General features: G+C 54.7%; 13 protein-coding genes, 1 pseudogene and 1 riboswitch. Of the genes and pseudogenes, 6 read left to right on the top strand and 8 right to left on the bottom strand.

Annotation, left to right across the window (positions count from 1 at the left end):
- The first annotated feature begins 465 nt into the window (after nucleotides 1-465).
- From ACMGGU_RS11930 to rlmA, 4 genes and pseudogenes are all read left to right on the top strand, one after another.
- A pseudogene (locus ACMGGU_RS11930) lies at nucleotides 466-610 on the top strand (DUF2627 domain-containing protein).
- Nucleotides 611-623: 13 nt separating this feature from the next.
- The gene (gene cspE / locus ACMGGU_RS11925; protein WP_001062678.1) at nucleotides 624-833 is read left to right on the top strand and encodes a transcription antiterminator/RNA stability regulator CspE; all 210 of its coding nucleotides are present in this window, start codon (nucleotides 624-626) and stop codon (nucleotides 831-833) included.
- 219 nt (nucleotides 834-1,052) lie between these two features.
- Entirely contained in the window at nucleotides 1,053-2,771 is a 1,719-nt protein-coding gene (gene ftsI, locus ACMGGU_RS11920; protein ID WP_045908232.1) for a peptidoglycan glycosyltransferase FtsI, read from the top strand.
- Nucleotides 2,772-2,836: 65 nt separating this feature from the next.
- Nucleotides 2,837-3,652: a 23S rRNA (guanine(745)-N(1))-methyltransferase gene (gene rlmA / locus ACMGGU_RS11915; RefSeq protein ID WP_395299385.1), complete on the top strand. Its 816-nt coding sequence runs from the start codon at nucleotides 2,837-2,839 to the stop codon at nucleotides 3,650-3,652.
- Here the strand turns inward: rlmA and mntP are convergent.
- From mntP to manX, 5 genes are all read right to left on the bottom strand, one after another.
- Complete coding sequence (gene mntP, locus ACMGGU_RS11910) at nucleotides 3,649-4,215, bottom strand: manganese efflux pump MntP (protein WP_045908281.1); 567 nt, start codon at nucleotides 4,213-4,215, stop codon at nucleotides 3,649-3,651. The genes rlmA and mntP overlap by 4 nt on opposite strands.
- Before the next feature lie 10 nt (nucleotides 4,216-4,225).
- A riboswitch (yybP-ykoY riboswitch) is annotated at nucleotides 4,226-4,415 on the bottom strand.
- A 198-nt stretch (nucleotides 4,416-4,613) separates the two neighbouring features.
- Nucleotides 4,614-5,072: a DUF986 family protein gene (locus ACMGGU_RS11905; protein WP_048029444.1), complete on the bottom strand. Its 459-nt coding sequence runs from the start codon at nucleotides 5,070-5,072 to the stop codon at nucleotides 4,614-4,616.
- A 55-nt stretch (nucleotides 5,073-5,127) separates the two neighbouring features.
- On the bottom strand, nucleotides 5,128-5,979 hold the full coding sequence (locus tag ACMGGU_RS11900) for a PTS mannose transporter subunit IID (RefSeq protein ID WP_006810994.1): 852 nt from the start codon (nucleotides 5,977-5,979) through the stop codon (nucleotides 5,128-5,130).
- Nucleotides 5,980-5,991: 12 nt separating this feature from the next.
- Nucleotides 5,992-6,792 carry a PTS mannose transporter subunit IIC gene (gene manY / locus ACMGGU_RS11895; protein WP_024909729.1) on the bottom strand — a complete coding sequence of 267 codons (801 nt, stop codon included), beginning with the start codon at nucleotides 6,790-6,792 and terminating at the stop codon, nucleotides 5,992-5,994.
- Nucleotides 6,793-6,839: 47 nt separating this feature from the next.
- The gene (gene manX, locus ACMGGU_RS11890; RefSeq protein ID WP_045908235.1) at nucleotides 6,840-7,805 is read right to left on the bottom strand and encodes a PTS mannose transporter subunit IIAB; all 966 of its coding nucleotides are present in this window, start codon (nucleotides 7,803-7,805) and stop codon (nucleotides 6,840-6,842) included.
- 265 nt (nucleotides 7,806-8,070) lie between these two features.
- Between manX and ACMGGU_RS11885 the strand changes: the two genes are divergently transcribed.
- Together ACMGGU_RS11885 and yoaE are read left to right on the top strand one after the other, a co-directional pair.
- Nucleotides 8,071-8,280 carry a protein YoaL gene (locus ACMGGU_RS11885; protein ID WP_072052259.1) on the top strand — a complete coding sequence of 70 codons (210 nt, stop codon included), beginning with the start codon at nucleotides 8,071-8,073 and terminating at the stop codon, nucleotides 8,278-8,280.
- Entirely contained in the window at nucleotides 8,268-9,827 is a 1,560-nt protein-coding gene (gene yoaE / locus ACMGGU_RS11880) for a CNNM family cation transport protein YoaE (RefSeq protein ID WP_008500492.1), read from the top strand. Before ACMGGU_RS11885 ends, yoaE begins: the two co-directional genes overlap by 13 nt.
- Before the next feature lie 6 nt (nucleotides 9,828-9,833).
- On the opposite strand, the gene ACMGGU_RS11875 is transcribed toward yoaE, so the two are convergent.
- The 3 genes from ACMGGU_RS11875 to ACMGGU_RS11865 all read right to left on the bottom strand — a co-directional run bounded on the left by ACMGGU_RS11875 (nucleotide 9,834) and on the right by ACMGGU_RS11865 (nucleotide 13,691).
- Nucleotides 9,834-11,432, bottom strand: coding sequence for a cyclic diguanylate phosphodiesterase (locus ACMGGU_RS11875; protein ID WP_069719002.1), 1,599 nt, complete (start codon nucleotides 11,430-11,432; stop codon nucleotides 9,834-9,836).
- 130 nt (nucleotides 11,433-11,562) lie between these two features.
- A complete protein-coding gene (sdaA, locus tag ACMGGU_RS11870; RefSeq protein ID WP_008500494.1) occupies nucleotides 11,563-12,927 on the bottom strand; it encodes an L-serine ammonia-lyase in 1,365 nt (454 codons plus the stop codon).
- Between the two features lie 185 nt (nucleotides 12,928-13,112).
- On the bottom strand, nucleotides 13,113-13,691 hold the full coding sequence (locus ACMGGU_RS11865) for a CoA pyrophosphatase (protein WP_045908238.1): 579 nt from the start codon (nucleotides 13,689-13,691) through the stop codon (nucleotides 13,113-13,115).
- Nucleotides 13,692-13,697 lie beyond the last annotated feature (6 nt).

Raw genomic sequence — 13,697 nt, 5'->3', positions numbered from 1 at the left:
TTATCGAAACGTTTTGCTTGCCTTCTTTTGATGCAGAGTCATAAAAATTTCATTATTTTGGTGCATAACGCTGTTTATTCGCTGGTGCATTTTAATACAGCTGGGCGCGGGTTATTAACACTGTTTTTTCTCTGAAACAATTTGGTCGCGTTACAATGATTTAAGCATAAGTTTTCACAAATTGTTCTAACTCAATCAAGACGTAAGATTTCTTTTCCCGTTTGCTGGACGGTTCGTAATGATTGAGCTATGTTAAAAAAGTCTTAGATTACAGCGGGTGTGAAAGCAACGCTGGGTCTTTGTTACGCAGCAGGGCTGTCTGTACGTGATGCGCATAATTGTGCAAAACCTGACAGGCACTGTTCGAATTTGTGCGGCGGATCGAGACATGTTTAAAAATGGCTTGCCATATTAAACATAGTGTGTGATAACACGTTTTGGGTCAAACGAGGTACAGTTCTGTTTATGTGTGGCATTTTCAGTAAAGAAGTCCTGAGTAAACACGTTGTCGTTGAATACCGCTTCTCTGCCGAACCTTATATTAGTGCCTCATGCAGTAATGTCTCAGTTTTATCTCAGTTAATGCCTGCGGGCTAAGAAAACACTCTAAGGAATTTTGCAAAATGGCAAAGATTAAAGGTCAAGTTAAGTGGTTCAACGAGTCTAAAGGTTTTGGTTTCATTACTCCTGCCGACGGCAGCAAAGACGTGTTCGTACACTTCTCTGCAATCCAGGGTAACGGCTTCAAAACTCTGGCTGAAGGCCAGAACGTTGAGTTCGAAATTCAGGACGGCCAGAAAGGCCCAGCTGCAGTTAACGTAACTGCTATCTGATCGAACCGCTGTTGACTGAAGTGCCCGGCACTTCACTCTCAGACATAAAGCCTCGCCTGTCGCGGGGCTTTTTTATGTCCCTTATCTTTCAAAATATTACCATCCGCGGTCTTGTTAGTAACTTGTTGCAAAGCTGCGAGGTTAGTAGCACTGTTTCGCCACCTTCTCGCCGTCTTTTCCCGTTAAATCAGGGCGTTGTTTTACAGCCCTGGGGTTCAGGTGAAGAAGACATTGATAACAGCAACTGGAAATTTCACGCCGGCGCGTTTTGCTCTGCTCTGTTTAGCTATTTTTTGTAGTCTGGCTTTTCTGCTGGGGCGCGTTGCCTGGCTGCAAATCATCAAGCCTGACAATCTGGTGAAGCAGGAGGATATGCGATCCCTCCGTCAGCTGGCGATTGATGCGCCGCGCGGTATGATAATGGATCGTGAGGGTCGCCCCCTGGCGGTGAGCGTGCCTGTCCAGGCCGTCTGGGCCGATCCTAAAACGGTGCTGGCAAAAGGGGGCGTCGGCCTTGATGAGCGCTGGCAGGCGCTGGCCAGCGCGCTGCATCTCTCCCTCGGCACACTCTCGGCACGCATCAACGCCAACCCACAGGGCCGTTTTATTTACCTTGCCCGTCAGGTCGATCCTGCGCAGGCAAAGTGGATCGACAAACTGAATCTGCCCGGCATCAATTTGCGCGATGAGTCCCGCCGTTTTTATCCTGCTGGCCATGTGGCAGCGAACCTGATTGGCTTCACCAATATTGACGGGCAGGGCATCGAAGGTGTGGAAAAGAGCTTCAACGCGCAACTCACCGGCAAGCCGGGTGTGCGTCAGGTTAGGGAAGATCGCTATGGACGCGTGGTTGAAAACCTGACCGAAATTGCGCCCGCACCGGCGCATAACATCCAGTTAAGTATTGACGAGCGGCTGCAAACCATCACCGAAGATGCGCTCGACAATGCCGTGGCCTGGAACAAGGCCGAGTCGGGGGCGTCGGTGCTCATTAATATCCCAACCGGGGAAATCCTCGCCATGGCGAGCTACCCGGATTTTAACCCCAATAATCGTGAAGGGGCGACGATAAACGATTTTCGCAATCGCGCAATCAGTGATACGTTCGAACCCGGTTCAACCGTCAAGCCGCTGGTGCTGATGACGGCTCTGCAGCAGGGGCTGGTCCAGCCGGACAGTGTGATTGACACCCACCCGTATACCCTTGACGGACATCGCATTCGCGACGTGGGCTTTTACCCTGAGCTGACAATGACCGGGATCCTGCAAAAATCGAGCGACACCGGCGTTTCCCGACTTTCGCTGGCGATGCCTGTCCAGCATCTCATCGATACCTATCGAAACTTTGGTTTTGGCACCAATACGGGGCTTGGCTTAACGGGGGAAAGCTCGGGGCTGTTGCCACAGCGTAAATACTGGAGCCAGCTCGATCGCGCGACCTTTGCCTTCGGCTACGGGCTGATGGTTACGCCGCTCCAGCTGGCCCACGTCTACGCCACGATTGGTGGGTACGGGCTTGAGCGTCCGCTCTCGATCACCCGCATCGATCCCCCCGTTATCGGGCATCGCGTCATGCCGGAAGAGATTGCCCATGAAGTGGAGCACATGATGGAGAGCGTTGCGCTGCCGGGCGGCGGAGGCGTTAAGGCTGCCGTGCGTGATTACCGGGTGGCGGTGAAAACCGGTACGGCGAAGAAAATTGACGATAGCGGGAAGTATGTCGATAAATACGTCGCCTACACGGCGGGGGTTGCCCCTGCCAGCAATCCGCGTTTTGCCCTGGTGGTGGTGATTAACGATCCGCAAAACGGGGCTTACTACGGCGGGGCCGTCTCTGCCCCTGTCTTCAGTGAGATTATGGGTAACGTGCTGCGTCTGGAGAATATCAAACCTGACGGGTTACCGGCGGGGTCCGATCACCTTATCGTCATGCGCTAACCGGGCGTTTATAACAGGGGCGAATAGCGGTACACTTCGCCCTTTGATTATGCTCCGGAGTTGCCATGTCCTTCAGCTGTCCCCTTTGCCACGCCCCCCTGACGCACTCAGATAAACGGTATACCTGCCCGCAGGGGCATCAGTTTGACCGGGCAAAAGAAGGCTACGTGAATCTTCTGCCGGTCCAGCATAAGCGTTCCCGCGATCCTGGCGACAGTGCTGAGATGATGCGGGCGCGCCGCGCGTTTCTCGATGCCGGACACTATCTGCCGCTGCGGGAGGCCGTCACGCAGATGCTCAATGACATTCTGTCTGCTTCAGCCACCGCCATGCTCGATATCGGCTGTGGGGAAGGATACTACACCGCACGGTTTGCGGAGGTTGCTCGTGAGAAGGGCGCGCAGACATTCGGTCTGGACGTGTCGAAAGTGGCCATACGCGCGGCGGCAAAGCGTTATACCGACGTGACGTTCTGCGTGGCGTCCAGCCACCGGCTGCCGTTTGACGATGCCAGCATGGACGCGGTTATCCGCATCTACGCGCCGTGTAAGGCAGAGGAGCTGGCGCGCGTGGTGAAGCCGGGCGGATGGGTGGTCACCGTGACCCCAGGCCCGCGTCATCTGATGGAGCTGAAAGGGCTGATCTACGACGAAGTGCGTCTGCATGCCCCGAATTCAGAGCAGCTGGGCGGTTTTACCCTGAAGCAAGCGGAATCAGTGGCGTACGAAATGACGCTGAAAGGGGAAGAGGCCGTCGCGTTATTGCAGATGACGCCGTTCGCGTGGCGGGCAAAACCGGAGGTGTGGGAAACGCTGGCGGCACATTCAACATTTCGCTGCCAGACGGACTTCAGCATCCACATCTGGCAGCGCGAAGATTAACCGGCGAAGTGTGCCCAGAGGATCTGGGCGCCAATGCCAATCAGCACTATTCCCCCGAGGATCTCGGCGCGTTTACCCAGCAGCGGGCCGATAAACCGTCCGACCATCATGCCCAGTGTGGACATAATCAGGGTTGCACAGCCAATAGCCAGCGCGGTGGCGATAATATTGACCTGCAGAAATGCCAGACCCACACCAACGGCCATCGCATCAAGGCTGGTGGCAATGGCGGTGGTGACCAGCAGCCAGAAGCCGTGGCGATGCTGCGGCTCCTCGTGTTCATCATCACCGCCGCGAAAACCTTCAATGACCATTCGGCCTCCGAGGAACACCAGCAGGACGAAGGCAATCCAGTGGTTCCACTCCAGCACGAACTGGCTGGCGAGCATGCCAAGTCCCCAGCCGATAAGCGGGGTTAGCGTTTCGATAGCGCCAAAAATCAGGCCGGTACGCAGGGCTTCTGAGAATTTAGGTTTGTGTAGCGTGGCGCCTTTTCCGATGGAAGCAGCGAATGCGTCCATGGACATGCCAAAAGCGAGAAGGATCGTAGCGGAGATATTCATAACAGCGTCCAGACCGGGGATATCCATATGACACATCACTGCCCCCAGTAAACAGCAGTTGATGTATCTATGGTCTCGCCTGATCGCAATGCACATAAGATGTGCGGTAAGCGATCCGTACGTGCCACGTTTTTCAACGAGTATGTTGACACGTACATTTCCTGTGAACAGGAAATCGGCTACTCCCCAACGACGGGCGCAACCTTAACATATTTTGAGAATATAAAACAACAATGAAAAGGCATTATTTAAAACGTTTATTGATAACGATTTTCATTTGTCTTTTATCGTGAAAATATCGTTAACAAATAGCGTTCAAATTAGCGGTGGGGATATAGCTTCGGCTATATTTCTTGCGCAAAATAAACACAGGATATAGCCGTTGCTATATATCTAACTCATTGAGTTTTAACGAGTAACTTGTATATCTTTTCCAGGTCATCAATATTCTTCACCCGAATAAGCAGGCGGCGTTGTTCTAATTGCATCACCAGCACGCCGTCTTCGGATAAATTCATCTCTTTAATACGGTTATATTCTATCCATACATTGGCGAAGAAGAATCCGTGGGATTTAAAAATGATTTTTGGCGTGCGGATCCAGAACAGATAAATCGCCATTAATGCCAGCGCACATAATAACCATGTGGTTAATAATGCACCATGGCTGGTGACGTTATTGTAAATAAGAATGGCGATGAGACCCACGAAGATAAAGGCATCCACGCGCCCGCGTCGTAGCAGGGGAAGGGAGAGCAGCGTCTCGCCGTGACGGCGGGGCATAATGAACTCGTCATAGATCGCGTAAGCCAGAAGGGCAACAACAAATAAAACCAGTACGATGTCCGTGACAGTCATTCATCCTCCAGATAAAAAAAACCGGGGGCAAGCCCCCGGCCTATAGCATTGATACTTACAGACCCAGCAGGCCGACGGCGTAGCCCGCAATACCGATGACGAAGAAGCCAACGATGATCCACAGCGGGTTCACTTTCTTACGCAGCAGCCACATACAGGCGAAGGTCAACAGCAGCGGGACCAGGCCCGGCATCAGCTGATCCAGAATCGTCTGTACGGTGGTGACGCGGGTCTGACCATCCTGTCCGGTGATGGTCGATACCACCAGCGGGATATTCACGTGCGTCCATTTGTTTACCAGCGCGCCCATGACAAACAGGCCGAGGATTGACGCCCCCTCAGTCAGTTTCTGCAGGAAGCCGCCGCCCATGTCCTTAACGATGTCCACCCCTTTACGGTAGCCGTAGGCCACGCCGTAGTAACGGGTCAGCAGACGCACGGCGTTGAACAGGATGAAGAACAGCAACGGGCCAAGCAGGCTGCCGCTCATCGCGATACCGGCACCCAGTGCCGCGAAGACCGGACGCACGGTACCCCAGAAGATAGGGTCACCGACACCGGCCAGCGGACCCATCAGACCGACTTTGATACCGTTGATGGCACCATCGTCAATCTCTGCGCCGTTTGCACGCTGCTCTTCCATCGCCAGCGTTACGCCCAGTACAGGGGCAGCAACGTAAGGATGGGTGTTAAAGAATTCCAGGTGACGCTTGATGGCCTGACGGCGTGCTTCGTTGTTTTCCGGGTACAGGCGTTTGATCGCCGGTACCATGGAGAAGCAGAAGCCCAGCGCCTGCATACGTTCGAAGTTCCATGAACCCTGAAACAGGTTAGAACGGATGAACACGCCACGAATATCACCCGGAGTGAGTTTTTTCTCGGTGGTAGTTTTTGTCATATCAACCATTTCGCTCACCTGTTAGTCCAGTTCGTTATCGAGATCGTTGTTACCAGCAGCCTGCGCTGGGGCACCCGCGACGCGGTTATATTTCGGGCTGAGCTGGATGTAGAGAATCGCCATCACCGCACCGATCACACCCAGTGCAACCAGATTGAAGTTGGTGAAGGCCGCGGTCACGAAGCCGAGGTAGAAGAACGGCATCAGGTAGCCTGCGCGCATCATGTTGATGACCATCGCATAACCAACGACCACGATCATACCGCCCGCGATGTTCAGGCCGCCGGTGACCACTTCAGGAATGGCGTTCAGCATGCTCTGGACTTCACTGGTACCCACAGAGATCGCGACGATAACCGCCGGGATTGCGATACGCATCGCCTGCAGGAACAGGGATGAAACGTGGATCCATGACAGGGCCGTGAGGTTGCCATTGTCGGCCGCCTTATCCGCCGCGTGCTGGAAGGCAACGGTGATCGTACGAACGATGATGGTCAGAACCTGGCCTGCGGCTGCCAGCGGGATTGCCAGGGCGATACCTGCACCAATACTCTGGTGACCGGCAATAACCAGAACGGTAGAAATGATAGAGGCCAGCGCGGCATCGGGCGCAACCGCCGCACCGATGTTCATCCAGCCCAGGGCGATCATTTCCAGGGTACCACCGATGATGATACCGGTTTTCATGTCACCCAGAACGGCCCCAATCAGCGTACAGGCCACCAGAGGACGGTGGAACTGAAATTCATCAAGTACGGATTCCATACCCGCAATACATGCGACCACGAACACCAGCACAATCTGAAGAGTGGTAATCTCCATTGTACTTCTCCTATTACATAAGCATTATGTGAAAAACCGGCGCGGGCTTATTTCCCAACTTTGCCGATCAAATCCATCATTTTCAGTTTCTGGTCCGTGGAAACCTTACGGGCTTCCAGCTCAATACCGCGTGCATTCAGCTTGTTGAATGCTTCGATATCTTTCGCATCGACTGAAATGGCGTTGTTGACCTGCGTTTTGCCCTGACGGAATGCCATACCACCAATGTTAACGGAGGTGATTTTCACGCCGCCTTCAACAATGCGCTCAACGTCTGTCGGGTTAGTGAACAGGAGCATCACGCGTTCGCCCGCATATTTCGGGTTGTTGTATACGCGAATCATCTTGGCGACATCCACAACGTGCGCGGTAACGCCAGGAGGAGCAACCTGAGTCAGAAGGGTTTTACGTACGGTATCAGCGGCCACTTCGTCGCTGACCACGATAATGCGTCGAACGTTGGTCTCTTTGGTCCAGCGCGTGGCTACCTGACCGTGGATTAAGCGGTCATCAATACGCGCAAGGCCGATCACCATGTAATCATTCGGGCCCATCGGTTTTGCCGGTGCCGCCGCTTTCGGTGCCGCTGCAGGCGCAGGGGCAGGTTTTTCAACCGGCTGTGCCTTCAGGGCCTTAACCCCTTCGCGGCCGGTTTCAACAGCCAGTGCAACCAGCTCATCGAAGGACGGATTGTCGTCGCGTGCCATAAGGGTTTCCACCAGCATGGGAATATTGACCCCGGCGACAACTTCATAGTGCTCTTTATCGACGACAATGCGGCTGGCAGCATTGAACGGGCTGCCGCCCCATGTATCAACGAGAAACAGCACGCCTTTGCTGGTATCCAGCTTCTCGAGCTGAGCGTTGTACTTCTCTATCAGCGTCTCGGCGTTTTCACCGGGAACGAAATCGATCCAGCCGACGTTTTCCTGCTCGCCCAACAGCATCTCTGCCGTTTTGAGTAGCTGCTCAGCAGCCCAACCATGTGTGCCTATGACAATAGCAATGGTCACTTGCTACCTCCTTTTATTATCATTAATACGCCTGCCAGGCAGTCGTACTGAGAATCGTATTGGCGAACCGAATCGATTCAGATAAGGGTTAGAGTTCAAAAAACTAAGACTTCCGCGAATTATTTTAGATAGTGAAAAAATAATTTATGTGATGAAGATCCGTAATTTAGCCACGCGTTACAGAATTATCTGTAGCGTAAAGCCGCTGTGTTACAGAACTTTGCAAAGGAACGTAAATCTTTGCTAAAAACACAGTCTCTCTGATATGTTTAGCCTCCGTTTAATTGTTCAGGAGTATAGGGCTCCAGCCCACTATATGGACCGTCACCGACGTCAGTCATCTTCCAGGCCATTTCGCGCCTTTTTCACCGGCGATCCTCGCCACGTATCGACTCTGTCTGCCTCTGTTTTGCCCACATTGAGTGGGGCACCGTTTCGTCATTCCTTTAGCAGGAGCTTGTCATGGAATTCTTAATGGACCCGTCAATCTGGGTGGGATTGCTCACGCTGGTGGTGCTGGAGATCGTTCTCGGCATTGATAACCTGGTGTTTATCGCGATTCTTGCGGATAAGCTGCCGCCAAAACAACGTGATAAAGCGCGTCTGATTGGACTCTCGCTGGCGCTGGTCATGCGACTGGGGCTGCTCTCCGTCATCTCGTGGATGGTCACGCTGACCAAACCGCTGTTCTCCGTCATGGATTACACCTTCTCCGGCCGTGATTTAATCATGCTGATCGGGGGGATATTCCTGCTCTTCAAAGCGACGACAGAACTTCATGAGCGGCTGGAAAACCGTCAGCACGATGATGGGCACGGTAAAGGCTATGCCAGTTTCTGGGTGGTGGTGCTGCAGATCGTGGTGCTGGATGCGGTCTTCTCGCTGGATGCGGTGATCACGGCGGTCGGCATGGTGAACCATCTGCCGGTCATGATGGCAGCGGTGGTTATTGCGATGGCGGTCATGCTGCTGGCGTCGAAACCGCTGACGCGTTTCGTGAACCAGCATCCAACGGTGGTGGTACTGTGTCTGAGCTTCCTGCTGATGATTGGTCTGAGCCTGGTGGCGGAAGGCTTTGGCTTCCATATTCCGAAAGGCTACCTGTACGCCGCGATTGGCTTCTCGATCCTGATCGAGCTGTTCAACCAGATTGCGCGCCGTAACTTTATCAAGCAGCAGTCAAATCAGCCGCTGCGCGCCCGTACCGCAGATGCCATTCTGCGCCTGATGGGCGGTCGTCGTCAGGTGAATGTGCAGTCTGATTCCGAAAACCACAACCCGGTTCCGGTCCCGGAAGGGGCGTTTGTGGAACAGGAACGCTACATGATTAACGGCGTGCTCTCTCTGGCCTCCCGTTCGCTGCGCGGCATCATGACGCCGCGCGGGGAGATCAGCTGGGTCGATGCTAACCTGAGCGTTGATGAAATTCGCCAGCAGCTGCTCTCTTCACCGCACAGCCTGTTCCCGGTATGTCGTGGTGAACTGGATGAGATCATCGGCGTGGTGCGGGCGAAAGAGATGCTGGTCGCCCTGGAAGAGGGCGTTAACGTCGAAGCCGTTGCTGCTGCATCGCCTGCGATTGTGGTGCCGGAAACGCTGGATCCGATCAACCTGCTCGGGGTGCTGCGCCGCGCTCGCGGTAGCTTTGTTATTGTCACCAACGAGTTTGGCGTGGTGCAGGGGCTGGTGACGCCGCTGGACGTGCTGGAAGCGATCGCCGGTGAATTCCCGGATGAAGACGAAACGCCGGAAATTGTTGCCGATGGCGAAGGCTGGCTGGTTAAAGGTACCACCGACCTGCACGCGCTCTCGCACACGCTGGGGCTGGAAAACGTGGTCAACGATGAAGAAGACATCGCGACCGTTGCCGGTCTGGTTATCGCCGTAAATGGCCAGATCCCGCGTGTTGGCGATGTGATAGAACTGCCGCCGCTGCATATTACCATTGTCGAAGCCAACGACTATCGCGTTGATATGGTCCGTATTGTTAAAGAACAATCTGCCCACGACGAAGATGAGTAAGTCTGCTTAACGCAGCGGCATTAAGGGTACGATGTGCCCGTTATGACGCGCTGGCGGGGGAGCACTTCCCGCCAGCCAGTCTGGAAAGTCCCGTAGCGGCATCGGCCGCGCATAGAAAAAGCCCTGCAGGACTGGAACGCCATGACGGCGTAAATAGCGCGCCTGCTCTTCCGTTTCGACCCCTTCCGCAACCAGCTCGATATTCAACCGCTGGCCAAGCGCAATGATCATGTCCGTCACCGTTGAATTCACGGCATCCGTGCCAATGGCGGTGGTAAAGGACTGGTCAATTTTCAGGACGTCCGGATGCAGCTTTTCAAGCCAGGAGAGGGAGCTGTTCCCGGTGCCAAAATCGTCGATAGCGAGCTTCACCCCTTTGCGATGCAGTTCGCGCACGATGCGATAATCCGCGTCCAGCAGCGCATCCCGTTCCGTGAGTTCAATCACCAGCTGCTGTCGCGGATTGGCGCTGAACCAGAGACGGTTCAGGTCCTGTACCAGTACAGCGTGACGGAAGTGGCTGGCGGCAACGTTAATGCCGATGTGGAAACCGGCGCTGGACGGGAAGTAGCCTATCTGGCGCACCGTTTCGGCGATGACATAGCGGGTCAGGGGGACAATCTGGTTATGTTCTTCTGCCAGAGGGATAAACACCTCCGGAGTGATCCAACCCTGACGGGGGTTATTCCAGCGCAGCAGGATCTCAACGCCCGTGCACGCCTGGGTGCGGGCATTCACCAGCGGCTGGCAGAAAAGCTCAAATTCCCGCGCCGCAATGCCCATATCGATCTCCCACGTAAAGCTCATCCGGTTTGCCGTCGCCAGCCAGGCGAGATAGCCCAGCAGCAGGCTGAGCATCAGCCCCAGCGGCAGCTGGGCGGGCAGGCTTTTTAAGGCTAACTCACCGGGGCCAGGTCCGCTGACCGTAATGGTGAAAGGATTTCGGGTTGATGACTGCTGGAAAAGGGCGCTCTCTTCATCAAACGTCAGACTGTCGGTGACGCGTTGACCGTAGCGTAAAAAACGATCGCCGACTGTCAGCACCACGTCATTGATGAGCGGACGCTGGGGCTCGAGGATCATTCTGGCGATCAGGTCGATATTAATAATCTCGACGACGCCTTCTTCACCGTCCTGGGAGACGGGATACCACTGGATCAAAACAGGGCTGCCCTTAAGCAGCCACTGGTCGGTCGATAAAATCAGCTTCGCCGTGCTGGCGGGGAGTTCCTGAAGGAAGTCACGGACAGGCTCGCTGCGGCTGCCGAAAATACTCGAACAATACAGGATTCCGTCTTTAATCAGGGCGATAGAACGTACCGTCTGCAAAATGGCTGCCTGCTGTCGCAGCGCCAGCTGCACCTGCGGGCAGGGCTGTCCCACCAGCGGCTGCAGCACGTTGCGGTGGTTTTCCAGGGAAAGCAAAACGTTATCAAGGGCGCGAACGGTATGGCTGGTAAAATCGAGGATCCGCTGTTGGTTAACGTTGCGCTGGGAAATAAAGCGAATGCCCAGCGTCAGGATGAGCGTGAGGAGCGCAACCGTCACACAGACGATAACGCGTTTTCGGCGATAGTTTTTAATGATCGTTTGTGCAGTTTGCATGAACGGTCGCCTGATAAGCCACCAGCCACAAAAGCCGGACGCAACAGTAAAAGTGTAGTGGGGAAAGCAGAAGGAGACGAGGAAGAAGAGGGAAATTCGCCCATCCGTTGCAGATGGGCGAAAGGCAGTATTAGTCGCACTGCACCTTAATGGCCAGGCCACCACGGGACGTCTCGCGGTATTTCGCGTTCATGTCTTTGCCCGTTTCGTACATGGTTTCAATCACCTTATCCAGCGATACGCGAGGTTCGCTGGTACGGCGCATCGCCATACGTGAGGCGTTGATGGCTTTCACCGAGGCAATCGCGTTACGCTCAATGCACGGCACCTGCACCTGGCCCGCGACCGGATCGCAGGTCAGACCGAGGTTATGTTCCATACCGATTTCAGCCGCCACGCAGACCTGCTCAGGGCTTGCACCCAACAGCTCTGCCAGACCTGCTGCCGCCATGGAGCAGGCCACGCCGACTTCACCCTGACAGCCCACTTCCGCACCGGAGATGGAGGCATTCATCTTGTACAGCGCGCCGATGGCACCTGCTGCCAGGAAATAACGGATATAGATGTCCGGCGTCACGGGCTCAATAAAGTGGTCGTAATACGCCAGCACCGCAGGAACAATGCCGCACGCGCCGTTGGTTGGCGCCGTCACGACGCGGCCACCGGCGGCGTTCTCTTCGTTAACCGCAAGTGCAAACATATTCACCCAGTCGACCACGTTCATCGGGTCGTTGGAGAATTTGTCCGTGGTCACCAGCATACGGCGCAGAGCAGAGGCACGACGCGGCACGCGCAGCGGACCCGGCAGAACCCCTTCAGTGTTCATCCCGCGATCGATACAGGCGCGCATGGTTTGCCAGACGTTGGCAAAATAGTCTTCAATCTCTTGTTTGCTGTGCAGCGCCAGTTCGTTCTGCATCACCATGCCGGACAGGGAAAGACCGGTCTGTTTGCAGTAACCCAGCATCTCGGTCGCCGATTTGAACGGGTACGGTACGCTGACGTCGCCGACGCTGTCTTTGCCAAAATGCTCTTCATCCACGATGAAACCACCGCCGATGGAGTAGTACGTTTTGCTGTAAATCTCTTTTTCACCGCTATAAGCGTGAATGGTCATGCCGTTTTCATGCAGCGGCAGGTTGTCGCTACGGAAACGCATGCCGTCATCCTGCGGAAAATCGACTTCCTGCTGGCCGTTTGCCAGCAGCAGGCGGCCGCGTGTTTCCACGTCGCGGATGAATGCCGGGATGGCATCAATATCAACGGTATCTGGCATATTGCCTGCCAGACCCATAATAATGGCGATATCGGTGTGGTGGCCTTTACCCGTTAATGACAGCGAGCCGTAAACATCCACGGCGACACGGGTAACGCTTTCCAGTAATCCTTTTTCGACCAGATCATCGACGAACTGTTTACCGGCCTTCATCGGGCCAACAGTATGGGAAGACGAAGGGCCAATTCCCACTTTGAACATGTCGAATATACTAATCACTTTCACACTCCTGACAGGGTTACCGGGGTTCCAGTAACGATGTTATAACTGCGCATAGTGTAAGAGGGAACACCGACCTCAGCTTAACTATTCACATGAATTAAACTAATGGTTAACGATGGGTTTTGCTAATAGCGCGACGCAGATCGCAAACCTGGCAGAAGAGGGCGGAATGTAAAGTATAGTCAAGGCTTCAGGCCGATTTGCAACGCCAGCTCACGAATAATGCCCGCCGTCATGCCCCAGACAAAATAATGCTGATACCAGGACAACCAGACCCGATGGTCATGCCCACGACGCTGAATATCCAGCGGGTGATAACGACTCAGTCGGAGGGCTTCATCCAGCGGCATTTCAAACACCGCGGAGACTTCATCGACGCTGGCGTGATACTGCAGGCCCGGCGGGATAATGCCGACCACCGGCGTGACCTGAAAACCGGTGACGCTGTCGACGGGCGGCAGCACGCCGATGACCTCAACGGCCTCTGGTGGAATGGCAACCTCTTCCTGCGCTTCGCGCAGCGCGGCGGCAATCAGCGAGGCGTCGGAGCTGTCTACCGCGCCCCCCGGAAAAGCGACCTGACCCGCGTGCTTGCGTAAATGGGCGGAACGCTGGGTGAGCAGCAGGCCCGGTTGCGCGCGACGCACGACCGGGATCAGCACGGCCGCCTGACGTTGATTCAGCGCTTCGCGGTTGACCTGCGGTCTTAGTAGCTGAAAGCGAGATAAAAAGTCATCCAGCGTCAGATTCTCTTTTTCCACCCGTGT

Source organism: Enterobacter sp. BNK-8 (assembly GCF_048685095.1).
Classification (GTDB): domain Bacteria; phylum Pseudomonadota; class Gammaproteobacteria; order Enterobacterales; family Enterobacteriaceae; genus Enterobacter; species Enterobacter quasiroggenkampii.
This window is presented reverse-complemented; position numbering and strand designations above follow the sequence as displayed.